The organism is Elusimicrobiota bacterium (assembly GCA_041660925.1).
Lineage (GTDB): Bacteria > Elusimicrobiota > Elusimicrobia > UBA1565 > UBA1565 > JBAZUV01.
Genome location: JBAZVI010000001.1, coordinates 421,005 through 442,420 on the forward strand (window position 1 = coordinate 421,005; position 21,416 = coordinate 442,420).

At 70.6% G+C, this 21,416-nt stretch carries 21 protein-coding genes; 10 read left to right on the forward strand and 11 right to left on the reverse strand.

Annotated elements, in window-relative coordinates; all coding sequences use genetic code 11:
- Positions 1-34: 34 nt before the first annotated feature.
- Positions 35-1,444 (forward strand): radical SAM protein, encoded by a 1,410-nt coding sequence (locus tag WC969_01760; protein ID MFA6028558.1) that lies wholly within the window; start codon positions 35-37, stop codon positions 1,442-1,444.
- A 329-nt stretch (positions 1,445-1,773) separates the two neighbouring features.
- Here WC969_01760 and WC969_01765 read toward each other — a convergent pair whose 3' ends face one another.
- The 3 genes from WC969_01765 to WC969_01775 are packed head-to-tail and all read right to left on the reverse strand — an operon-like array spanning position 1,774 to position 5,558.
- Entirely contained in the window at positions 1,774-3,240 is a 1,467-nt protein-coding gene (locus WC969_01765) for a radical SAM protein (protein MFA6028559.1), read from the reverse strand.
- The gene (locus WC969_01770; GenBank protein ID MFA6028560.1) at positions 3,237-4,532 is read right to left on the reverse strand and encodes a GDSL-type esterase/lipase family protein; all 1,296 of its coding nucleotides are present in this window, start codon (positions 4,530-4,532) and stop codon (positions 3,237-3,239) included. The genes WC969_01765 and WC969_01770 overlap by 4 nt, the downstream gene beginning before the upstream one ends.
- Before the next feature lie 21 nt (positions 4,533-4,553).
- A complete protein-coding gene (locus WC969_01775) occupies positions 4,554-5,558 on the reverse strand; it encodes a hypothetical protein (protein ID MFA6028561.1) in 1,005 nt (334 codons plus the stop codon).
- A gap of 369 nt (positions 5,559-5,927) precedes the next feature.
- On the opposite strand from WC969_01775, the gene WC969_01780 reads away from it, so the two are divergent.
- Positions 5,928-6,560: an NAAT family transporter gene (locus tag WC969_01780; GenBank protein ID MFA6028562.1), complete on the forward strand. Its 633-nt coding sequence runs from the start codon at positions 5,928-5,930 to the stop codon at positions 6,558-6,560.
- 212 nt (positions 6,561-6,772) lie between these two features.
- Here WC969_01780 and WC969_01785 read toward each other — a convergent pair whose 3' ends face one another.
- Complete coding sequence (locus tag WC969_01785) at positions 6,773-7,420, reverse strand: beta-phosphoglucomutase family hydrolase (GenBank protein MFA6028563.1); 648 nt, start codon at positions 7,418-7,420, stop codon at positions 6,773-6,775.
- A 4-nt stretch (positions 7,421-7,424) separates the two neighbouring features.
- The gene (locus WC969_01790) at positions 7,425-7,826 is read right to left on the reverse strand and encodes a response regulator (protein MFA6028564.1); all 402 of its coding nucleotides are present in this window, start codon (positions 7,824-7,826) and stop codon (positions 7,425-7,427) included.
- A 106-nt stretch (positions 7,827-7,932) separates the two neighbouring features.
- Here WC969_01790 and WC969_01795 point away from each other — a divergent pair, with 106 nt between their 5' ends.
- The 8 genes from WC969_01795 (at position 7,933) to WC969_01830 (ending at position 15,309) form a co-directional block, all read left to right on the forward strand.
- Positions 7,933-8,628 carry a peptidylprolyl isomerase gene (locus tag WC969_01795; GenBank protein MFA6028565.1) on the forward strand — a complete coding sequence of 232 codons (696 nt, stop codon included), beginning with the start codon at positions 7,933-7,935 and terminating at the stop codon, positions 8,626-8,628.
- 108 nt (positions 8,629-8,736) lie between these two features.
- A complete protein-coding gene (locus tag WC969_01800) occupies positions 8,737-10,809 on the forward strand; it encodes a hypothetical protein (GenBank protein MFA6028566.1) in 2,073 nt (690 codons plus the stop codon).
- A gap of 110 nt (positions 10,810-10,919) precedes the next feature.
- On the forward strand, positions 10,920-11,855 hold the full coding sequence (locus WC969_01805; protein MFA6028567.1) for a hypothetical protein: 936 nt from the start codon (positions 10,920-10,922) through the stop codon (positions 11,853-11,855).
- Between the two features lie 46 nt (positions 11,856-11,901).
- Positions 11,902-13,086 (forward strand): TIGR03435 family protein, encoded by a 1,185-nt coding sequence (locus tag WC969_01810; GenBank protein ID MFA6028568.1) that lies wholly within the window; start codon positions 11,902-11,904, stop codon positions 13,084-13,086.
- Positions 13,083-13,637, forward strand: a complete 555-nt coding sequence (locus tag WC969_01815; protein ID MFA6028569.1) for a peroxiredoxin — start codon at positions 13,083-13,085, stop codon at positions 13,635-13,637. Before WC969_01810 ends, WC969_01815 begins: the two co-directional genes overlap by 4 nt.
- Positions 13,634-14,062: a hypothetical protein gene (locus WC969_01820; protein MFA6028570.1), complete on the forward strand. Its 429-nt coding sequence runs from the start codon at positions 13,634-13,636 to the stop codon at positions 14,060-14,062. Before WC969_01815 ends, WC969_01820 begins: the two co-directional genes overlap by 4 nt.
- Positions 14,063-14,079: 17 nt before the next feature.
- Complete coding sequence (locus WC969_01825; protein MFA6028571.1) at positions 14,080-14,703, forward strand: adenylate/guanylate cyclase domain-containing protein; 624 nt, start codon at positions 14,080-14,082, stop codon at positions 14,701-14,703.
- A gap of 3 nt (positions 14,704-14,706) precedes the next feature.
- Complete coding sequence (locus tag WC969_01830) at positions 14,707-15,309, forward strand: methyltransferase domain-containing protein (protein MFA6028572.1); 603 nt, start codon at positions 14,707-14,709, stop codon at positions 15,307-15,309.
- 55 nt (positions 15,310-15,364) lie between these two features.
- Here WC969_01830 and WC969_01835 read toward each other — a convergent pair whose 3' ends face one another.
- From WC969_01835 to WC969_01860, 6 genes are all read right to left on the reverse strand, one after another.
- Positions 15,365-17,284 carry a hypothetical protein gene (locus WC969_01835; protein ID MFA6028573.1) on the reverse strand — a complete coding sequence of 640 codons (1,920 nt, stop codon included), beginning with the start codon at positions 17,282-17,284 and terminating at the stop codon, positions 15,365-15,367.
- A gap of 86 nt (positions 17,285-17,370) precedes the next feature.
- Entirely contained in the window at positions 17,371-18,585 is a 1,215-nt protein-coding gene (locus WC969_01840) for a penicillin-insensitive murein endopeptidase (protein MFA6028574.1), read from the reverse strand.
- A 140-nt stretch (positions 18,586-18,725) separates the two neighbouring features.
- Positions 18,726-19,262, reverse strand: a complete 537-nt coding sequence (locus tag WC969_01845) for a 2-oxoacid:acceptor oxidoreductase family protein (GenBank protein MFA6028575.1) — start codon at positions 19,260-19,262, stop codon at positions 18,726-18,728.
- Positions 19,259-20,017: a thiamine pyrophosphate-dependent enzyme gene (locus WC969_01850; GenBank protein MFA6028576.1), complete on the reverse strand. Its 759-nt coding sequence runs from the start codon at positions 20,015-20,017 to the stop codon at positions 19,259-19,261. The genes WC969_01845 and WC969_01850 overlap by 4 nt, the downstream gene beginning before the upstream one ends.
- Positions 20,005-21,093, reverse strand: a complete 1,089-nt coding sequence (gene vorB / locus WC969_01855) for a 3-methyl-2-oxobutanoate dehydrogenase subunit VorB (GenBank protein ID MFA6028577.1) — start codon at positions 21,091-21,093, stop codon at positions 20,005-20,007. The genes WC969_01850 and vorB overlap by 13 nt, the downstream gene beginning before the upstream one ends.
- A complete protein-coding gene (locus tag WC969_01860) occupies positions 21,090-21,293 on the reverse strand; it encodes a 4Fe-4S binding protein (GenBank protein ID MFA6028578.1) in 204 nt (67 codons plus the stop codon). Before WC969_01860 ends, vorB begins: the two co-directional genes overlap by 4 nt.
- Positions 21,294-21,416 lie beyond the last annotated feature (123 nt).

Consider the following 21,416-nt stretch of genomic DNA (forward strand, 5'->3'; position numbering starts at 1 on the left):
CCGCCCGGTCGCCCGCTTTTTGTACGATTCCTCCGTGAAGAAAGGAGACCGGAAGGCTCCCAGCGGAGCCTGGACGCCGGACCCGCGGGGGTCGCAGTGGACCTTCGGCTGGACCTCGTCCTGTCCCCGCCTCTCCGTCGCGCAGGCCCGCGCCTTCACCCGCCGCCGCGCCCGCCTCCTCGCGCGCTGCCGGCGGCTCGGCGCCCGCCGGCTCGCGGGAGGCTGGTCGAAGCTCTTCTCGGGCGAGCTCTCCCCCGGCTGCGCCGTCTGCGCCGCGGGAGGCTGGTCCTATCTGGAGAGCAACCAGCTCTGCGGCCGCGGCTGCTTCTACTGCCCACGGCCGCAGGACCGGCTCTCGGAGCCCTACGACAAGATCCTGGGGCTGAGCTTCCGCTCCCCGAGCGCGTACGCCGCGGCCCTGCAGGCGGCCGGGCACGGCGGGGTCGGCCTGAGCGGCGGAGAGCCGCTGCTCGCCATGGGCCGCACCCTCGCGCTCGTGCGCGCGCTGCGCGCCGCGCTCGGGCCCCGCGCGCGCCTCTGGGTCTACACGAGCGGAGCCGGGGCGGACGAGCGCCGCCTGCGGACGCTGCGGGCGGCCGGGGTCGACGAGCTCCGCGTCAACGTCAGCGCCGACGGCTACCGGCTCGACGCCGTGCGCCGCGCCGCGCGGGTATTCCCCGTCGTCGCGGTCGAGATCCCGGCCGTCCCCGAGGACGAGCGGCGCGTGCGCGCGCTCCTGCCGCGGATCGTCCGGGCCGGCGCCCGTCACCTCGTCCTGCACCAGCTCACCTGCACCCCGCACAACGACGCGGAGCTCCGGGCGCGGGGCTACCGCGTCACCGACAACGGCCCCTTCGTCTCGCCGTCGGTCGTGGAGTCCGAGCTCGCGGCCCTGGGCATCCTGCGGGAAGCGCTCGCGCGCCGCCTCCCGCTCTCCGTCAACTACTGCTCGTTCATCTTCAAGAACCGCTACCACGCCCTCGCGCGGCGTCTGCGCCTCGCGCGACTCCTGCGCCGAGGCAAGGACCCTTTCCGCGCCCCCAGCCCGGCCGGCTGGCTTCGGCGCCTGGAAGTCGCGGGGACGCCGTCCGGCCTCTCGGCCCTCCTGCGCAGGCTCCCGTCGGGGAGCGCGCGCCGGGAGAGGACGCGGCTGCTCCTGCGCCCGGAAGCCCTCGCGCATCCCGCGCTCGGGACGAAGCCGGTCGTGGTGCGCTACTCCGAATATTCGTTCGAGGGACTCGACCGGAAGGGCGGCCGCCTGCGCGTCGCTCTGGGCGCCGGGCGCCGGGCGCGCTTCCTCGAGCGGGAAGAAAGGTCCTTCGTCCTGCAGGGAGTCCGGGAGCGGGCGGCGTTCTCGGCGCTCCTGCGCCGCGGAGCGGGCTCCCCCCTGCGCGCGCGCTTCGAGGGCTACGAAGCCCTCCCCTCAGCCCTGCACGCCCTCTAAGAGCACCTAAAATAACCTGGGGCGGTCTTGGCGGAGCCGAGTTTGGCCCTCCTGCTAGGCGGACCGGTGCGCGGCATACCCACTGCGGTATGTAAGCACCGGGCCAACAACGCAGAAGGGCCGAAATCGGCCCCGCCCGGAGGGAAGCCCCGATATAGGGCCGATACCTTTGTTGGGCCGCCGGGTACATAGCGCTGCGGCTATGCCCCCGCCGTCCCAAAGAACCAGACGCCGTAGCTTTGGGACGTCCTGAACCTACGCCGTCTGGATGTTCAGGACGTCCCGCCTCGGTCTCGACCCCATCTCGGGGCTTCCAAGGCCACCCCAGGTTATTTTAGGTGCTCTGCGATCCGGCGCGCCAGGGAGACGCGTCGGCCGTCGTCGCCCGCCCGCCGAGCGCGGTGGTAGTCGCGCAGCAGAAAAAGGCTCCGGAAGACCGCGTCCTCGCTCCCCGGCCCCCGGAGAAGGGACGTCGAGAAGGAGCATTCGTTCCCGATGAGAGGCCCGTCCATATCCACGACGGTCTCGATGCAGCGGCGCACCCAGGCCCGCGCCTGGTCCGAATCGCCGGCGCGATGGCGCCAGGAGACGCCGTCTCCGGAAAGCCCCCAGCGCTCCCTTCTCTCCCAGACGGGACTCCGCTCGGAACGGACCTGGAACGGGCCGAAGTAGGCCGTGTCGACCGGTCCCTTGGAGAGGAAGGAGAGGGTCTCATCGACGCTCCCGTCCGTCTCTCCCGGGAACCCAACGACGAAGTTCCCGTGCACGCGCAGGCCCGCTTCGCGGGCGCGGCGCGTCCCCTCCTCCATCTCCTGGAGAGTGCAGCCCTTCTCCATGACCTCGAGCATGCGCGGACTCCCGGACTCGAGCCCGACGAACACCCATGCGCAGCCCGCCGCGCGCATGCGCGCCGCGATCCCCGGGTCCCGTAGGAATCCGTCGGCGCGGGCGAAGCAGGACCAGGAGAGGTCCGGAGCCTCGCGGACGAGCCCGTCGCAGAAAGCCCGCGCCCGAGCCGTATCGGCGAGGAAGTCCGAGTCCGCGAGCCGGAAGTGGCGGATGCCCGCTCGCTCCCGGTTGAGGCGGATCTCCGCGACGACCTCCGGGACGGAGCGCTCCCAGCCCTCGCCTTCCTCGGGATAACTGCAGAACGCGCAGCGGCGTGGGCAGCCCAGTCGGCCCTGCACGACGACGGCCTTCGGGGAGCCCGCCAGCCGCCAATCCGGAGTCGGCATGCCGGACGCTCGAAGGGCCGGAGCCGGGGTCCGAAGCGCGGTCCCCCCGCGCAGGAGCAGGAGTCCCGGGACGCGCGCGAGGTCCATCCCGCCGGCGAGGGCCTTCACGGCCTCGACGACGGACCCCTCCCCGCGCCCGAGCGCCGCCGCGTCCGCGAGCCGCACGGTCCCCGCCAGTCGAGGGAGGTCCGCCCCTCCGAAGAGGAGCCGCGCGCCGGGCGCCAGAGCGCGCACCATCGCCGCGACGGCGGACACCGTCTCCTCGCGGAAGAGGTGCGTCAGCGAGAGGCCCACGACGTCGGGGCCCGCCCGCAGAGCCTCCTCGAGTTCCGCCCTCCGCCGCGGAGAGGTCAGGAAGCCGTCGAACAGACGGACCTCGCAGCCCGCCTCCCGCAGGATCGTGCCGAGGAGGACGGGGGCGAGCGCCGGGGATTTGAGGGCCGTGATCGCCGGGATGTCGCCCGCGTCGACGAAGGGGAGCGTGAAGTACGCGGTGCTGTCTTCGAAGAGGGGATGCCCCTCCTCCTCCGAGAGGAGAAGGACTTTCGCGGGAGCGCTCACCGCCCGCTCCGCCGAAGAAGGCCGCAGGCTTCGCGGGCGGCGCGCGCGCGGTCCGCGAAGCCGAGCCGCTCGTCGGCCCGGGCGAGGAGCTCGAGCAGGGCGGGGTCGCGCTGGAAGAGGACCCGGTCGAGGATGAACCCGGGAACGGGAGAGAGACGCTCGGCCTCCTCGAGCTCGCGCCCCGCGGCGGCGAGAAGACCCCGTCCGGAGTACACGAGCCCCAGCCGCAGGCGGGCGTGCGCGAGCCACATCGGATCCGCGATGCCGAGTTCCTTACGATACGCGGCCTCCGAGCGCAGACGCCCCTCGCGGCACGGAGCGTCCGCGAGCGCCCCCCGGCAGAGCTCGCGCGCCGCCGCCCGAGCGAGCTTCGCGTAGCCCTCCAGCGACAGATGCTCGGTGTCGACGAAGTCCGCCCGCCGCAGGACTCCCCCCGTCTCCAGGACCCGGGCGCCCGTCCGCCCCGCGACGGCCCGGACCCCCTCGTTCATGCGCGCGAACAGCTCTTGAGGCGCGAACGCGGGGTCGAAGCCCGGCTCCCAGGCGAGCGGGACCAGGACGACCTGCGCGCCCGCGGCGCTCAGGACCCGCGCCGTCTCCTCGAGGTTCCGGCGATGCTCGGCGAGGAGGCGCTCCTCCTGGGCGCGGTTCAGCGGGAGCACGAACGCCGACGCCACCGTGCGGCTCCCGGAGAGTCCCGCCTTCCAGCGCAGCCAGCCATAAAGGCGGCTCCGCCGGAGAAGGAACCGATGAGGAGCCCGCGCGAGGGAGAGCAGACGGCCCGCGCCGCTGCGCGCGAGGTACGTCTGATAGTCGTTGAAGCCGCTGTAGACCAGCGCGGCCGTCGGCCGCAGACGCGCGAGCTCGCGCGCGACGGAGACCTCGCGCCGGCTGTCGAAGTTATGGAAGCCCGCGTTGACGACCTCGACGCGGGCGTCGGGTCGGAGGTCGCGCAGATAGGCCCCGAGCCGGGCGGGGTAGCTCCCCCGGGGATGGAACGGCCAGCCGGCGGTCGTCGAGCCGCCGAGGCAGACGACGCGTCGGGTCCCGGCCGGACGGGCCGCGGCGAAGGAGACCGGGGCGTTGTCGATGGCGCTCAGCTCGGGGTGGGTCCGGAGGCGGTCTCCCCCGTCCGGTACGAAGACGGGGTCGTCCCCCAGGGTCCAGAGCTCGAAGAGGTCCGCGCGGTCCGGGACCGGGATATCCGCGCGGCGCGCGGCGAACTCGCCGCCGGCGAGCAGTAGGGCCGCGACGGACAGGGACGCGAGGAGGAGCGCGCGGCGGGAGGGCATCGTGAGGATTGTAGCAGAGCGTCAGCGGGTGAGGATGTGCGGGGCGTCTTCGACAGGCGCGGGCTTCGCCTCCCGGAGGAAGGCGGTCAGCGGCGCCAGGTCGGCTCCGCCGCGGCGCGCGAGCTCGGCGACGCGGTCGTCGCGCACCCGTCCCTCGCGGAAGTAGATGCGGTCGGGGTCGTAGCGGGTCGTCTTCACGGCGGCGTGCTCCCGGAAGAAGCGGTGCAGGTCCCCGATGGTCCCCACGAACACCGTGGGGACGTCCGCCGGGGCGTTCTTCCCCCCGAAGAACTGCCGGAAGGTCGGGTCGATGACGACCTGCCCTTCGCTCCCCTCGTAGAGGACGTAGTAGTGGAACTCCGCCTCGACGACGCGCACGGGGCGGCCCAGCGCGCGCAGGAGCAGCGCGAGCTTCGGCGCCGCATCGCCGCAGGCGCGCGAGTCGAGCGTCGTTCCGGGCCCGTTCCAGTCCCCGAGCGCCACGCTCTCCCGCAGGGCCGGCAGGACGCGCTCGGCGTCGGCGGCGAGCGCCGCGACCTTCGCGCGCAGCGCGCGCGGCTCGAGCGCCTCGGTATCGGTGACGACGCGCGGATGGATTCCGACGCCGTCGTCGGCGGCGTTCTCGGCGACGAGTCCGGACCCGTCGAAGAGTCCCGCGAGACCCTCGGCGGCCCCGTCGGCGCCCTCCTTCGAGTCCCGCACGAGCGGACGGCCCGAGGCGTCGACGAGGGTCGCTGCCGAGAGCAGCGACCCCCTCACCCCCCCGACCCCCTCTCCCATGTGATGGGAGAGGGGCTGTGAGTACGCCTTCTCTACGGGAATGCCGACGGCGGCATGCGCGGATGCCGGGACGGCCGCCGCGAAGGCCTTCGCGACCGGCGTCTGGACGGAGACGACGGACGGCGGGAGCAGGGAGGCCGTGGGAAGGATCGGAAGAGCGGACGGCGCGAGGAGCGTCGACGGAAAAGAGGCCGTGACCGGCGCGAGGACCGCCAGCGGAGCGGCGGGCAGGGAAGGGAGGCTCACTCCCTTCAGCTGGGCGGCCGCGGGCAGAGCGGCGCCGAGCAGGAGCGCGAGGGCTAGCAGCCCGTGGCAAAAGTCCTTCGGCAGGCGAAATCGTCCGGAGCGAGCCGAGCCAAGGCGCGACGAGCGAGCATCCCCCGACGGGATGTGAGCGAGGAGCAACGCCGGCGCAGGCCGCATCCGGACGATTGCAGGCCCCGGACGACTTGTGCCACGGGCTGCTGGGGTCCGTACGCGCGCGAGACTCATATGAACAGTATGCCCGTTGCGCCTCTCCCCCGCCTGGGCCGAAGGGGCTCTCGGGGGCGGTCCAAGAGCCCTGCCCTCGGGTGGGCCCACTCGCGCTTCGTCTCGAAAAGCTAGAATAGGCGCATGGAGCTCCTGCGTTTCGGCATGCTTGCGACGGTCTCGATGGCGGCCATCCTCAACCCGGTGGCGGCCGTCCCGACCTTCCTCTCGATGACGCCGCGCAACACGACGGCGGAGCGCATGGCGATGGCCAAGCGCGCCTGCTGGACGGCCTTCGGGGTGCTCCTGACCTTCGCGCTCCTGGGCCAGGGGATCTTCGGGGTCTTCGGCATCACGCTCCCCTCCTTCCAGCTCGCCGGGGGGCTCATCCTCCTGCTCATCTCGCTCGACAACCTGCGCGCGCACCGCTCGCCCGTCCAGGAGACCGCCGAGGAGACCGACGAGGGCACGGCCAAGGACGACATCTCCATCACCCCGCTCGCAGTGCCGATGCTCTCGGGTCCGGGCGCCATCACCACGATCATCATGCTCGACACGAAGGCGGCGGAGTCCATCCCCCGTCACATCACCCTCGTCTTCGCCCTCGCCCTCGTCTGCGGAGCGACCTACCTCATCTTCCGCCTCGCGGCGAGCGGCGCGAAGAAGATCAACCACACCGTCATGAACGTCACGACCCGGCTCATGGGCCTCATGCTCGCGGCCACCGGCGTGGAGTTCATCCTGGACGCACTGAAGAGTGTAGGAGCTATCCGTTAAGGAAAGTCTTTCCGACCCTCCCTTCCCCCTCGGAGTTCGCACTATCAGATTCCCTACCGCGTGCGATCCCGGCGCCGAAGGCGGCGGCGTAGGGCTGGGTGGGGGAGGACTGAAAGAATGAGGCCCGCTCTCGCGGGCCTTTTGCGTGATGAATATTCCCCCTCCCCCTTTCCCCCTCCCGCAGGAAGGGGAGCTAAGGAAACGGGAGCCCCTTACACCAACTTAGCGGGATCCATCGACGCAAAATGAGGGACCGCATGCAGCGCGTGCAGGAAGCTTCGCGGAGGATGCGAGGTCGTCAGGGCGACGAGCCCCATCCCCGCGCGCCGCGCCGCCTCGGCGCCGAGCAGGGAATCCTCGAAGACGAGGCAGGAGCGCGGGGGCACGCCCAGGCGCCGCGCGAGCGTGAGGAAAGTCTCGGGGTGCGGCTTGCCGCGCCGGATATCATCGACGGTCACGACGGCGTCGAAGCAGGAGCGCAGGCGCAGGCCGTCGAGCACGAACGCCGCGCTCTCCGCGCGCGAGCCGGTGCCCACCCCCAGCCGCAGGCCGATCTTCCGAGCCGCAGAGAGGAATCGGCGCAGACCGCGCGCGGGCCGCATGAGGGGACGGTAGAGGCGCTGGTACACCGCCTCCTTCTCGGCGGTGAGCCTCTCGACCTCCGCCTTCGTGAAGCGCCTCTTCAGGTAGTAGACGAGCACGTCGCGCGTCGGCATCCCGGCGGTCTTCTCGTGGAACTCCTTCATGCCGATGCGCAGGCCGTGCCCCCGGAGGAAGAGGCGCCAGGCCTCCGCGTGGACCGCCATGTTGTCGACGACGACGCCGTCGAGGTCGAAGAGGAGCGCGCGCGGAGGGGCCATGCCGCTACTTCTTGCGCTCGAAGTAGGCGTTGACCTTGGCGGCGAGCTCTCCGGCCGTGAAGGGCTTCGTGATGTAGCCGAATATGCCCAGCTCATAGACGCGGGAGAGCGTCCCGGTCGCGGACTCGGAGGTCGCCATGAGGACCCCGAGGCCCTTGCCGTTGGGCAGGACGCGGATGACCTCGAGCGCCTGGGGCCCTTCGAGCTTCGGCATGTGCACGTCCATGATGAGGAGATCGAACTTCTCGGCGCGGACGCGCGCGACCGCCGCCTGCCCGTCGTGGACCACGGTGACGTCGAAATCGAGCGCGCCGAGGATCTCGGAGACCAGGGCCGCGATGGAGGGGTCGTCGTCCGCGACGAGGATGCGGCGCTTGCCGCCGCCGAAGAGGTTCCCGAATATCATGGAGCCCATGATAGCATGGGCGCCCCGTCCGCGCCCACCGCCTTGACCCCGGGGCGGCAAACTAATAGATTCCGGACACGCCGCATCCGGAGGATAATCGAGGAACATGAAGAAGCTCATCCCGTTCGTCGCCGCCGTCCTGCTGGGAGCGTGCGCCACGGCGCGCGCCGCCGAGCCGCCGACCCCCAAGAAAAAGGAGAAGGCCCCCATGGCCGACACGAAGACGTCCGCCGCACTGACGGACCCCAAGCTCGCCGTGGAGAAGGCCCCCGAGGTCTTCAAGGCGCAGTTCGCGACCACCAAGGGCGATTTCGTCATCGAAGTCCACCGCGCGTGGGCGCCCCGCGGCGCCGACCGCTTCTACAACCTGCTGAAGGCGGGCTACTTCCAGGACCTCGCCTTCTTCCGCGTCGTCGAAGGCTTCATGGTGCAGTTCGGCATCCACGGCACGCCCGCGGTCAGCGCCAAGTGGCGCGAGGCCCGCATCCAGGACGACCCGGCCGCCGGACAGTCCAACGCACGCGGCATGGTGAGCTTCGCCACCGCCGGCCCCAACACCCGCACGACCCAGATGTTCATCAACTTCGGGGACAACTCGCGCCTCGACGGGATGGGCTTCACCCCCTTCGGGAAGGTCGTCAAAGGGATGGAGGTCGTCGACAAGCTCTACAACGGCTACGGCGAGGGCGCCCCGCAGGGGATGGGTCCCAACCAGGGCCGCGTCCAGATGGAAGGCAACGCCTACCTGAAGAAGGACTTCCCGCAGCTCGACTATGTGAAGAGCGCCGCGGTCGTGAAATAAGCGTTTAAAAACCTCAGGAAGGGCGGCCGGGGAGCGGTTCCCCGGCCGCCTTTTTTGCGCTCGGAATACCCTGGCAAAACGGGGATTCCCGCGCATAATATGCGAGCCATGTTCCGACCCCTCGGCCTGGCGCTGCTCTTTTTCGCCGCCCCCCTGCGCGCCCAGCCGCGGGAGGCGGCGATGACCGTCCCGGCCGTCCCGCAGACCCCCGTCACGGGCGTCTCGCTGCAGCCCAACGCGATCCCGGGCCTCGTCTCCCCCAACGGACTCTCCCTGCCGACCGCCCTGCCGACGCTCGGCGTCGTCAACACCCCCGCGGCGCCGACGGTCGCTCCCAAGGCCGCGGCCGCCGTGCTCCCGGCGGCGCAAGCGGCGCGGAACGCGGCGTCCTCCCCTAAGGCCGCCGCCGTCGTGCTCCCTGCCGCGACAGCCGCAAAGGACGCCCCGCACCCCGCCGCCCTCCCGCAAGCGGGAGAGGGAGCCCCCGAGAACGAAGGGAGCGCGGAGGCGCTGACGCAGGAAGGTCTCGTCCGCTTCGACCAGGGGAAGGCCGTCTCCGCGACGGCGCCCGAGGCCGTCGAGCCGGCGGCCCCGTCGCTCTGGAGCCGCGCCGTCTCCTGGCTCAAGAAGGCCGACGAGGCGCCTCCCTTCCCCGGAGCGGTCGGGCGGAAGCTGCGCATCGCGGGCAAGACCTACACCCTGAGCTCGAAGGTCTCGGAGAGCTCCGAGTCCGCCTCCTATCGGACCCTCGAGTCGCGGGACGCGCTGGTGACGCTCTTCGCCCCCTCGGCGGCGGGAGTCTTCGCGCAGCGGACCCGCGACCTCGAGGCCCTGGCCCCGACCGGCCTCCCCCACGCCCGGCTCCTCGCCGCGAGCGCCGCGACGCGGGTCCTCGTCCAGGAGACTCCCGAAGAGATCGCCTCCTTCCGGCTCGGCGCCGGGCCGCTCGCCTCCCAGCAGAAGAACGGACTCGCCGATTTCGCCGCGGCGCTGCTCCTCGCGGGCCGCTCGGCGGAGCTCTCCCCGCGGAGCATGCTCTGGGACCACTGGCGCACGACCTGGCGCCTGCGCGACGGCGCCGGCTTCGGACCGGCCGGGCCCGCCGCCGTCCTCGGGCAGCTCCTCGAGCCCGGCTTCGCGAAGGCCGTCGGGCTGGAGCCCGCGCCTTTCCTCGCGGCCCTGCGCAACCGCCTCGGACCCGACTCGCCGGCATGGAAGGGGGCCGTCTCCGCCGCGTCCGCGCTCCCCCATCTGAAGGCCGCCTTCTCCGCGCTCGAGAAGACGGACGCGGCGCTGCCTCCGGCGCCGACCCTGAGCTTCGGCCCCGGCCGCGCCGCCCCTGCGACGGACCCGAGCGCCGCAGGGACGGCGCGAAAGGAGAACGACCTGCGCGCCGCCTCGGTTTTCGACGACTCCTGGGTGAGCCGGGGAGAGCTCGCCAAGCGTCTCGGCTTCGACCCCTTCGACAAAAAGCACGCTCGCTTCAACCTCCACGCCGACGACCCCGGGAAGCTCAACACGAGCATCCTGCAGGTGAACCCCCTGGGCGGCGGGACGTCGCGGGTGATGAAGAGCTCCTCGCTCGAGATCATCCGCAACGAGCTCTTCGTCCGCAAGGTCATCCGGCGCTGGTTCGGCGCCTACCTTGAGACCCCGCGTTCGCTGGCCGTGCGCGAGGGAACCGATGCGACGATGCTCATGGAGCTCTCGGAGGGCGGCCGCAGCTGGACCGGCGACGGCCTCACCCTCGAGCAGCGCATCGCCTTCGCCCTCCTCGCGCACACCTTCGGGCTACACGACGTGAACCCCGGGAACGTCCTCTTCCCCTCCAAGGGCCTCCCCGTGCTCATCGACTTCGAACAGGCCCTCGGCCGCCACCGCCCGGCCCAGCGCATCCCCGACGAGGGCATCCTGCAGGAACTGCCCTGGGTCAACGGCAGCCTCATCCCCACCGTCGAGCAGCACGGACCGGCCCTGCGGGCCTGGCGCGCGCTCCTCGCCGAGCCCGGGACGCGCGCCGAGCTCGAGAAGATGCTGTTCGAGACCGGCTGGAGCCGCGAGGAGGCCGCCGCGCGCCTCGACGCCGTCTACGACAACGCCTCCCGACTCGAGTGGCTCATCCAGTCCGACGTCGAGTTCGCCCGGGGCTTCGAGCGCCGCCGGAACGGAAAGCCGGATTGAGCCCGGAACCATCCGGGAGGATGGACCCCTTCCTCGCTAGGCCCTAAGCCGGCCCGTCCGTGCCCCTTCGACCCATCCCCTTGAACATCCGGAGCCGTATACTCTGAACCATGGCCGTCCTTTCGCTGTTCCTCGCGCTCGCAGGCGCCGCTCACGCCCAGCGCGTCGTCGTCCCGGTCCTCCCGGCAGCGCCCGTTCTCCCCTCTATCTCCCTCCCCCTCGCCCATCCCATGCGAGAGGGGGCTTGGGGAGTGAGGGGGCGGCTCCTTGCGGCCCCGCAGCTGCGCCTCGCCCCCGCCCTGCCCTCCTTGAAAGCCCAGGTCCAGCCCGCTCAGCCCGCCGTGGGGGCTCCGACCGCCGTGCCTTCCATCGGAGAAGGCCGCCCAGCCGAAGCCGCGAACCCGATGGGCGACGCGATGCAGATGCAGGGCTGGCTGCTCGGCATCCTGTCCAAGCACTACGGGCAGGACGTCGTCGTCCTGAGCATGGCGATGTCCATCTACCGCGCGGACCTGAGCATCCAGGACTATCTCGACATCATGAAGGAGCTCGTCGCCATCGAGGCGAGCGCCGACGAAGCCGAGGCGGCGCTCCTGCACGCGACCGCGCACTCCCCCTTCGCGAAGCCGCTGGGCCCGGAGAACCGGCCCGAACCGGGCGATTACGCGATCCTCCGCATGAACATCCGGGAGCTCGCCCGCGAGGTCGAGATCCTGCGCAACAACCGCTTCATCGGCTGGACCTACGACCTCGCCGCCGGCAAGCCGACCCTCGACTTCGCGCCCGCGCCCGACGTCCGACCCGGAGAAGGCGGGGAGTGGCGCATCCGCCTCGGCTACCTGCGCCAGGGCGACGCCGCCCTTCCGTTGACCGTGCTGGCCCGGCCGCAGGACGGCAAGTCCCCGGACCTCTCCTACTTCCTCGACCCCGTCTTCGCCTCCTCCCGGCTCGACTCCGCCCGCCGCGCGGCCCTCGTCGACCTGGCGCGCGAGCTCGAGCGCCTGGGCGCCCTCCCCGCCGGCTATTCGGCCCGCGTCTCGCGCTGAGCGTTTCCGGCTTGCCAAAGCGGGGTCGGTTGCCTACAATCGCCCCATGAGACCTTCCTGCGTCCTCCCCGCCGTCCTGCTCGCTTTCTTCTGCGCCTGCTCCAAGTCCGCTCCTGAAGGAGCGAAGGCCGCACCGGAGAGTCGCCTCCAGCTGCTCCAGGCCGAGAAGCCGGAACTCTCCGGCTTCGGCGAGCTGCGCGGTCAGGCCGTCGTGCTCGAGTTCTGGGCCACCTGGTGCGAGCCCTGCGTCGAGGAGATCCCGCGCCTCGCCGCTCTCGCGAAGAAGTTCGAGGGGCGCCCCGTCCGCTTCATCTCGATCAGCGATGAACCGAAGGGGACGGTCTCGGAGTTCCTCAAGACCCATGTCCTCCCCGGCTGGGTCGCTTATGACGGCGGGGAGGCCTTCCGCGCGTTCGGCGTGCGGGGCAGGCCGCAGACGGTGCTCCTCGACCCGCAGGGCCGCGTCGCGGCGAAGACCTATCCGAGCGAGGTCGACGAACGCGTCCTCGAGTCCCTGCTCGCCGGCAGGCCGCTCGGGCTGAGAGGACGGGAGGACGACGCGCCCGCCGCCGCGCCGAAAGAGAGCGAGGCGCTCCTCTCCCTGAGGATCGCCCGGGCCGACCCCGCCGGCAAGATGTCGATGCGCCTCGGAGGCGCGAGCTTCGAGATGCGCACGCTCCCGCTGCGCACCATCCTGCCGAAGATCTACGGGCTCCCCGACGAACGCCTCGTCCTTCCGGCGGACCTGAGCGCCGGCAGCTACGACGTGCTGGCCGAGGCCCCGCGCGGGACGGACGTCCTCGGACTCCTGCGCCCGGCCGTGGAGGCCGCTTTCGGGCTCCGAAGCCGCCGCGAGAAGCGGACGCTCGACGTCTGGGTCCTCCGCTCGAAGACCGGACGCCCCGGGCCGGGGATGCGCGTCTCCGAATCGACGCACAGCGGAGGCTATTCCCTGATGGAAGGGGACGTCTCCGTGCAAGGCCATACGATGGCCGAGGCCGCCGGGGTCCTTGAAGAGACCCTCGGCAGGCCCATGTTCGACGAGACCCGTCTCCCGGGGCGCTACTCCTTCGATCTCAAGTGGACGAAGGGCGACGAGGGTTCACTGCGCCGCGCGCTCCTCGAGGGGTTGGGGATCGAGCCGGTCTCCGTCCGCCGCCCCGTCGAGGTCGTCGTCGTCGAAAGGTCCGCTCCCGGGAACGCTCCCGGGACCCCGGGAGGGAAGAGATGAAGCTCCTCGCCGCGCTCGCCGCCGTCCTCTGCGCCGCCGCCGCTGCCGCCCCGAGGGGCGCTGCGAAGTCCGGCCTCAAGCCGGGAGACCCCGCGCCGCTCTTCACGACGCAGGAGGACTCCGGCGCCACGTTCTCCCTGGAGAGCCGCCGCGGAAAGTGGACCGTGCTCTACTTCTACCCGAAAAGCGGCACGCCGGGCTGCACGAAGCAGGCCTGCGTCTTCCGCGACGCCCTCGCCGGCATCCGCGGGCTGGGCGCCGAGATCTACGGGGTCAGCAAGGATTCCCTCGAGGCACAGCGGAAGTTCAAGACGAAGCACCACCTGAACTTCTCCCTCCTGGCCGACGAGGCGGGAGACGTCATCTCCGCGTACGGGACGAAGGGCATGCTGGGCATGAGCAAGCGCTGGACCTTCCTCATCGACCCCGAGCTCACGGTGCGCTGGGTCGAGAAGGACGTCGACCCGGCCTCCGACGCCCAGCGCGTCGCGGCCGAGCTGACGCGCCTGCAGAACGCGCAGAAGTCCTCAACCTCGAAGGAGAAGCCATGAACCGCCTCGTCCTCGCCGCCGTCCTGTCCTGCGCCGCCCTGAGCGCGGCGGCCGCCCCGCCCGCGGCGCCGGCGAAGCCGGCCGCGCCGCGCGCGTCCACCTCGGAGGTCAACCTCTGGCTCGAGTTCCGCATCCAGCACGCGGGCAAGAGCTACGCCCACCGCATCCTCTCGCGGGAGGCCACGCAGAGCAACACCGTCGTCCATGACGCCGAAGGCGTCAGCATGATCTTCAACGCGCTCCCGGTGCTCGAACCGGGACATCCCCAGGCCTGCGTCCTCCAGTTCCAGCTCGAGGTCAGCCGCGCGAAGAACGTGACGGTGCAGGTCAAGAACGAGGTCCGCATCCGCCTCGGGAAGGAGACCGTCGTCGTCGACGACCCCGACCTGCGCGTCAGCGTCGAGATCATCGAGCAGGAGCTCTGAGCCCCCCGGGAGACCCCATGTCCTTCACCAGCCAGATCCACGCCAGCGCGTCGCAGGACCGTCTCGAGAAGCTCGTCGCCGAGCGCCTGCGCCCCGGCGCCGACAAGACGCTCATCGACCGCCGCATCTGGGACCTCTTCGGTGAGGAGTGGGCGGTGATGTTCACCGACCTCTCGGGCTTCTCCCGCAAGGTCGAGGAGTTCGGGATCATCCACTTCCTGCAGACCATCTTCGAATCCGAGCGCATCTTCATCCCCTGCATCGACCGCCACGACGGGATCCTCCTCAAGACGGAAGGCGACAGCCTCCTCGTCCTCTTCCGCAGCGCATCCAAGGCCATCGCCTGCGCGGTGGAGATGCAGCGCACCGCGAAGGGGTACAACGCCGGCCGCACGGACGCGGAGAAGATCCTCCTCTGCGTCGGGCTGGGCTTCGGGAAGGTCCTCAAGATCGGCGACCACGACGTCTTCGGCGCCGAAGTGAACGCCGCCAGCAAGCTCGGAGAGGACACCGCCCAGGCCTGGGATGTCCTCGTCACGGAAGGCCTCCGGAACGCCGCGGGCTCCGCGCACGCCTTCGAGCCCATCGACGCGGTCCCCTCGGGCGCGAAAGCCGCCTATCGACTGCGCTACGAGCTCTGAGCCGTGGCGGCGGACCTCGAGCGCATCCTCCGGGACCTGGCCGGCGTCTACGACTTCTCAGGCAAGGACGTGGTCTATGTGGGCGCGGGAGGAGGCCGACTCCTGCCGGCCGTCGGCGCGGCCCGGCGCATCCAGGCGGTGGACCAGGACGCCCCCTCCCTCGAAGCCCTGCGCGCCGCGGCGGACGCCGCGGGACTCTCCGCCCGACTGGTCCTGACCCGCGGCGATTTCATGGCGCTGGACCTGCGCGGCGACGTGGTTTATTTCGAGTTCTGCCTCCACGAGATGTCGGACCCGGCCGCCGCGCTCGCGCGGGCCCTTCGCAGCGCGCCGGAGGCCGTCGTGCTGGACCATGCGCCGGGCTCGGCCTGGGGGGCGCTCGCGGGGGAGACGGAGAAGACGGCCGCGGCGTGGAAGGCGCTCGAGGCCGCCGCGCCCCGCCGCGTCGCGTCCTTCGAGGGCGAGCAGAGCTTCCGCGACTATGGCGAGCTGCGCGCCAAGCTCGCTCCCCTCGGGGACGCCGCCCTGCGGCGCATCGAGCCCTACCGCCCGCACATCGACTTCCGCATCCCCATGCCCTACCGGGCGGCACTCCTCTCCCGCTGAAACGACGCGTCCCCGCCCCTTGAGGGGCGGGGACGCGTCCGCGGCGCGGCCGCCTTTACTTCTTCTTCGCCGCCTCTCCCGCCAGGATCTCGAGGTCTTCGGCCGCCCCGCAGAGACCGATGAGCGTCTTGCTCGCGTTCTGACCGGCCAGGATCCGTCCGTGCAGGGAGCCCGAGACGTACTTCTCGTCGAGGTCCACGAGCTTGCTGCTCGCATACCCGGAGGAGTCGATCGCGTCCTGGGCGTTGCGCGAGAGACTCTGGCGCTCCGCGACGTCGGGATAGCTGAGGAACTTCCACTTGAGCTCACCGTAGAGTTCTTCGATCTTCTCTCCCTGGGCGACGGCCTTCTTGGTGAGCGCGCTGAGCGGCCCTCTCTTCTTCTTGTTCTTGCCCCGCGCCTCTTGCTGGCGTTCGAGGTCGTTGGGAATGGCCTTCGCGGCGGTCTCAAGGTCTCCCTTAAGCCGCGCCCCGACCTCCCGCAGCCGCTTCGCCTGCGCGGGCGGCAGGCCGCCGAGCGAAGCCTCCAGTTCCGTCATCTTCTCGCCGACGTACGCCGCGGTCACCGCGCACTCGTCGCGCACGTTCATGACCTGCACGAGGGCGCCCTCGACCTCCTCGTGCGCCGCCGGCGCCGCCGTGCGGAGGTCGACCTTGGCCTTCGTCGTGAAGGAACACTTCACGGGGACCTTCCCGAGAAGCCCGATCGAGTTCTTGATCCGCTTCTTCGAGGAGGAAAGCCGCCGGATAAGGTCGCCCGTCGCGCGACCGTCGGCGTCGGTGCGCGCCTCGCCCGAAAGCAGGTCGTGGAGCTCCTGCAGGAGCATCGCCCCGTCCGGGATAGCGGCGAAGTCTCCTCCGTGCGACTGCACGAATTTGTCGAGCGCTTGGAGCCTGGCCAAGGACGTGGCAATCCCTGTACGAACCGGCGCGAGCTTCGTCTTCTCCCAGGTCACGAGCGGAACGAGGACGGCCGTCCGATACTTCTCACCCTGCGCCCGGGTCTTCTTCGCATCGGCGGTGATGGCCGAGGGCTTCGCCGGGGCCATGTTCTGTCCGGAGTTGCTGTTGTCGTTGCCGCTGTTGTTCCCGCTATTGTTCCCCGAGGAATCGCCGTTGCTGCCGGAATGGATGCCGTCGCCCGATACCGTCTGCGGGTTCCCGGATTGGACGCCGCCGCCGAGCACGGGATTGCCGCCGCTGCGCACGGGGTCCGCGGAGCCGTAATGCGCGGGGCCCGCGCTCGTTCCGGCGGCTGCGCCCGGCCCGCCCGCGGTGGACAGCCCTCCGCCGAGCATGTGCTGCGATGAACCAGCGCCTCCAGTGCCTGCTCGACCGAAGGTCCTCCCGGTGTAGACGCGGCCGGGCTCCGCTGTCCCGCGCGCGGAGGCGAGCGGCCCGCCCTGCGCGATGGGGGCGCCGGACGCCATCCCCGGCGCGGCACTCATCGTGCCGGCGGGCATCGGGGGCGCGCCGGAGGAAAGCGAGCCGGCGGAGCCGCTCAGGCCCCGCATGCGCTCCATCTCGGCGCGCGCGATCTTCTCCGCCTCGGCCTGCTTGTCGTCGCCGCCCATGCCGAGCGCGGCCATGAGTTCCTCTTTCCAGCCCTTCTTCTGGAGCTTCGGGTCGGCGGAGACGCCGTCCGCGATCTCGGGGACGCCCTCGCGGCCGGTCGGCTTCACCGCCTCGCCGCCGACGGGCCCGGACGGGATCTCCGCGGCGTCCGGGCGCTTCCCGGCGCCCGTCCCGATGCCGCTCCCGGGCTCGACGAGCATGCTGCGCTCGGCCGGTCCCTTGAGGTCGGGAGAGGTCGCGGAAGTCCGCCAGTTGAAGGCGACCTGCTCGGAGCTCGAATCGCCCGCCGGGCGCTGCAGCGCCCAGACGAGCGCGAGCGCCGCGACGAGTCCGACGCCGGCCCCGACCATCAGGCCCGGCGACTCCAGAATCCGGCGCAAACCCCTGTTCTCGTACACCATGGACGCCTCCCGGGACCCTTATCCCGTCTTTGCCTACAAATGTTAGATACGAAACGCGGGTTTGTCCAGGGTTCGGCGGAGGGAGGTCACTTCCCGGGGGCTTGCCGGCCGGCCGGCTGCTTGGGCTGCGGGGAGATGCGGAGGTGGTAGTGGTTGTCGTGACCCGGCTCGTTGACGTTGAGGATCCGGGACGCCCAGGAGGCCGTCTCCCCGTCGCCCTGGCGGCGGGCCTCGGCGAGCAGCATGGACTTCACGCGCGGGCTCACGAAGAGCATGGTCGGCTCGAAGTAGGGGTTGCGGCAAAGGCCCTGCAGGACGCGGAAGTTCCAGGCGGTGTCGTGCCGGCCGTTGGCGTAGTAGAAGTAGATGTCGACGTCGAGTCCGTTCTGGTGGGACTTGTGTCTGTCGATCTGCCCGCCCTTGCGGTTGGAGATGTCCCCCACCTTCATCGGGGGTCCGCCGGCGGCCTTGATCTGCCCTCCGACGTACATGAGTCCGAGCACCATGTGCTTGCTGCCGAAGGTCTGCGAGGGGTTGCGGACCGCGTAGGTGTCGATGTTCGGCATCTGGATGCCGTTGCCGAGCCGCCCGCTGTTGACGCTGCCCATCGTCACGGTGTCGGGGGCCCCCCAGACGGACATGAAGGCGTTCTTGAAGCGCTCCCCGAGCCGCGCGAAGAGGGACATCATCTCCTTCGCGAGGTCCGTCACGGTCTGGCGGATGCCGTTCCAGGCCTCGCCGGCCCAGCCCTTCACCGAACCCGTCCAGTCGTTCCACCAGGAGGCCCCGCCGGTCGCCTGCGTGACGGGAGCGGCGACCTGCACGGGCTGAGGGATCTCCGGGATGACGAGGCCCTTCTCGGGGACCGGAACGGCCGGAGGAGGAGGCTGCTCGGCGCTCTGGGCCCCCGGGGGCTTGCCCGCGTCCTTCGTCGCCGCGGCCGCCGCCGAGCCCATGCCGGAGAGACTCGTCTCCGCGCCGCCGCCGGAGCCGGCCTTCGCCCCGTCGAACATCTTCCGGCCGGAGTCGGCCGCATCGTTCGCGGCGCCCGGAGACGGCTTCTCGGGGGGCTTGGACGCGGCGGGCTCGGCCGCCTTGTCCTTGGACGCGTCGGCGGCGGGGATGGGAGCGGACGCAGGGACCGACGCGGTCGGAGACGAGGAGGCCGTCTCCGCCTGCGGCTGGGAGATGGCGAAGTTCGCGGTGGGAAGAGGGGTCTCGATCGCGGAGTAGGCGTGCGCGTACCGCGCGCCGAGCGCGCAGGAGAACGCCGCCGCCAGAAGGACCCTGCCTGCAGGCATCGTCTCCGCCTCCTACCGCAAAGAGTATACCCTGCGCCCCTTTTGCGCGCCACCCTTAGGACCTATGCTCCGCTTCCCCAAAGGACCTATAAAGGAGAGAGCCCCCGCCTCTCGCGAGGCGGGGGCCCCTTCCGGAGCTCTCAGTTGAACTCGGCGCCCTTGTGCAGGGCCTTCTTGTTGAGCTCGAGCACTTCCGGCTTGGCGCGCTTGAAGACCTTGGGCAGCGCCTTGACGATGGCGTCGATGGAGAGCGCCCCGGTCTGCTTGGCGAAGGTGCCGAGCGCGACCATGTTGGCGATCTTCGCCGTGCCCAGCTCCTGCGCCACCTTGTTGCAGGGCACCAGGATGACCTTGATGTCCTTGCGCTTGGGGCGCGATTCCACCAGCGAGCTGTTGATGATGAGCAGGCCGCCCGGCTTGACCAGCGGCTCGAACTTGGCCAGCGAGGGTTCGTTCATGACGATGACCGTGTCGGGCACGGCCACCATGGGGGTCGTCACGTCGTCGGAGGAGATGACCACCGAGCAGTTCGCCGTGCCGCCGCGCATCTCCGCCCCGTAGGAGGGGAAGAAGGTGACGTGCTTGCCGTCGAGCATGCCGGAGTAGGCCAGCAGGATGCCCGAGGAGATGATGCCCTGACCGCCGAATCCCGAGATGCGGATCCCCTGATACATCATTTCCCCCCCGCGGCCGGCGCTTCGGCGTCCTTGAAGACCCCGAGCGGATAGACCGGCATCATCTTCTCGCCCACGAACTTCGCGCAGTCGCGCGCGTTGATGCCGAGGTTGGTCGGGCACATCGAGAGCACCTCGACCATCGCGAAGCCCTTGCCGTCGACCTGGTACTGGAAGGCCTTCTTGAGGGCCTTCTTCGTCTTGATGACGTGGGCCGCGGTGTGCACCGAGGTCCGCTCCAGGTAGCGCGCCCCCTCGAGCTGCGAGAGGAGCTCGCAGACCTTGATGGGGTAGCCGTTGACCTTGACGTCGCGCCCCTTCGGCGAGGTCGTCGAGGGCATGCCGATGAGCGTCGTCGGCGCCATCTGCCCGCCCGTCATGCCGTAGATGGCGTTGTTGATGAAGACGATGGTGATGTTCTCCGAGCGCGCGGCCGAGTGGATGGTCTCGGCCATGCCGATGGAGGCCAGGTCGCCGTCGCCCTGATAGGAGAAGACGATGCACTCGGGCTTCGAGCGCTTGATGCCCGTGGCGATGGCCGGACCGCGGCCGTGCGCGCCCTGGATCATGTCGCAGTCGAAGTAGTGGTCCGCGAAGACCGAGCAGCCGACGGGCGCGACGCCCACGGTGCGCTTCGCGATGCCGAGCTCGTCGAGGCACTCGGCCACCAGGCGGTGGACGATGCCGTGCCCGCAGCCCGGGCAGTAGTGCATCTTGACGTCGAGAAGGCTCTTCGGACGCCGGGTTACCTGCTGCATGCGACCTCCTTCGGGCCCGCCTTGAGGGCCTTGCGGACGCTTTCGACGATCTCCTCGCCGGTGGGGATGACGCCGCCGGGGCGGGAGTGCAGATGGACCGGGATGCGGCAGTCGATCGAGAGCTTCACGTCGTCGACCATCTGCCCGAGGCTCAGCTCCACGACGAGCAGGGACTTCGCGCGTAGGGCCACCTCGATGAGCTGCTTCTTGGGGAAGGGCCACAGGGTGATGGGCCGGAAGAGGCCGACCTTGAGCCCCTGCTCGCGGGCGAGCTTGAGCGCCGCCAGCGACGCGCGCGCGCCGATGCCGTAGGCCACCAGCACGACCTCGGCGTCCTCGCACATCTTCAGCTCGCAGAGCGACTCCTTCTCCTCGATCTGCTTGTAGCGCTTCACGCGCTCGAGGACCATCTTCTCGAGCTCGCCGTCGCGCAGGTCGTAGGAGCCGACCATGCGGCGCGCGCGGCCCGGGTTGGCGCCGATGGCCCACTCGGGGACCGGGAGTTTCGCGGCGTCGACGGGCTCGCCCTGGAACTCGACGGGCTCCATCATCTGCCCGAGCACGCCGTCGGTCAGGATCATCGAGGGGATGCGGTACTTCTCGCCGACCTCGAAGCACTTGCGGGGGAAGTTGCCCATCTCGGAGGCGGTGTAGGGCGCCATGACGAAGGTGCGGTAGTCGCCGTGGCCGCCGCCGCGCACCGACTGGTGGTAGTCGCCCTGCGCGCCGGCGATGTTGCCCAGGCCCGGCCCGCCGCGCATGACGTTCGCGAAGAAGATCGGCAGGTCGGCGCCCGCGCAGTAGGAGATGCCCTCCTGCTTGAGGCTGATGCCCGGGCTCGAGGAGGAGGTCATGGAGCGGACCCCCGTCGCGGCCGCGCCGAAGAGCATGTTGATGGCGGCGACCTCGGACTCGGCCTGGATGAACGCGCCGCCCGCCTCGGGCATGCGCCAGGACATGTATTCGGGAACCTCGTTCTGCGGGGTGATCGGGTAGCCCGCGAAGAAGCGGCAGCCGGCGCGGATCGCGCCCTCGGCGAGCGCGTCGTTGCCTTTCATCAGGAGTTTATCGCTCATTTGTAGACCTCGATGGCGACGTCGGGACATATCTGGGCGCAGAGCGCGCAGCCGGTGCACGCTTCGGGCTTGCAGAACTTGGCGGGGTAGTACCCCGTGACGCTGAAGCTCTCGGACATGATGATGCACTGCTTGGGGCAGGCCGTGACGCAGAGCTCGCACCCCTTGCAGCGCAGTTCGTCGACCTTGATCTCGGGCATGAATGTCTCCTGTAGACCGTCGACCCGCATGCCGTGCTCCTTCCGGGTCGCACTCGTCGGTGGGGCCGCGCCGCGCGCGGACCTATCTCCGACGAGTGCGCGGGGGAGCGGTACGAACGCCTC

Excerpts from the sequence above, each read along its gene's own strand:
- WC969_01820 (MFA6028570.1), top strand. The coding sequence starts at position 13,634 with ATGAACCGCCTCGTCCTCGCCGCCGTCCTGTCCTGCGCCGCCCTGAGC.
- WC969_01840 (MFA6028574.1), bottom strand. The coding sequence starts at position 18,585 with ATGCCTGCAGGCAGGGTCCTTCTGGCGGCGGCGTTCTCCTGCGCGCTC.
- WC969_01850 (MFA6028576.1), bottom strand. The coding sequence starts at position 20,017 with ATGCAGCAGGTAACCCGGCGTCCGAAGAGCCTTCTCGACGTCAAGATG.
- WC969_01815 (MFA6028569.1), top strand. The coding sequence starts at position 13,083 with ATGAAGCTCCTCGCCGCGCTCGCCGCCGTCCTCTGCGCCGCCGCCGCT.
- WC969_01835 (MFA6028573.1), bottom strand. The coding sequence starts at position 17,284 with ATGGTGTACGAGAACAGGGGTTTGCGCCGGATTCTGGAGTCGCCGGGC.
- WC969_01805 (MFA6028567.1), top strand. The coding sequence starts at position 10,920 with ATGGCCGTCCTTTCGCTGTTCCTCGCGCTCGCAGGCGCCGCTCACGCC.
- WC969_01845 (MFA6028575.1), bottom strand. The coding sequence starts at position 19,262 with ATGATGTATCAGGGGATCCGCATCTCGGGATTCGGCGGTCAGGGCATC.
- WC969_01785 (MFA6028563.1), bottom strand. The coding sequence starts at position 7,420 with ATGGCCCCTCCGCGCGCGCTCCTCTTCGACCTCGACGGCGTCGTCGTC.
- WC969_01810 (MFA6028568.1), top strand. The coding sequence starts at position 11,902 with ATGAGACCTTCCTGCGTCCTCCCCGCCGTCCTGCTCGCTTTCTTCTGC.
- WC969_01780 (MFA6028562.1), top strand. The coding sequence starts at position 5,928 with ATGGAGCTCCTGCGTTTCGGCATGCTTGCGACGGTCTCGATGGCGGCC.
- vorB (MFA6028577.1), bottom strand. The coding sequence starts at position 21,093 with ATGAGCGATAAACTCCTGATGAAAGGCAACGACGCGCTCGCCGAGGGC.
- WC969_01770 (MFA6028560.1), bottom strand. The coding sequence starts at position 4,532 with ATGCCCTCCCGCCGCGCGCTCCTCCTCGCGTCCCTGTCCGTCGCGGCC.
- WC969_01800 (MFA6028566.1), top strand. The coding sequence starts at position 8,737 with ATGTTCCGACCCCTCGGCCTGGCGCTGCTCTTTTTCGCCGCCCCCCTG.
- WC969_01860 (MFA6028578.1), bottom strand. The coding sequence starts at position 21,293 with ATGCCCGAGATCAAGGTCGACGAACTGCGCTGCAAGGGGTGCGAGCTC.
- WC969_01790 (MFA6028564.1), bottom strand. The coding sequence starts at position 7,826 with ATGATATTCGGGAACCTCTTCGGCGGCGGCAAGCGCCGCATCCTCGTC.
- WC969_01795 (MFA6028565.1), top strand. The coding sequence starts at position 7,933 with ATGAAGAAGCTCATCCCGTTCGTCGCCGCCGTCCTGCTGGGAGCGTGC.
- WC969_01825 (MFA6028571.1), top strand. The coding sequence starts at position 14,080 with ATGTCCTTCACCAGCCAGATCCACGCCAGCGCGTCGCAGGACCGTCTC.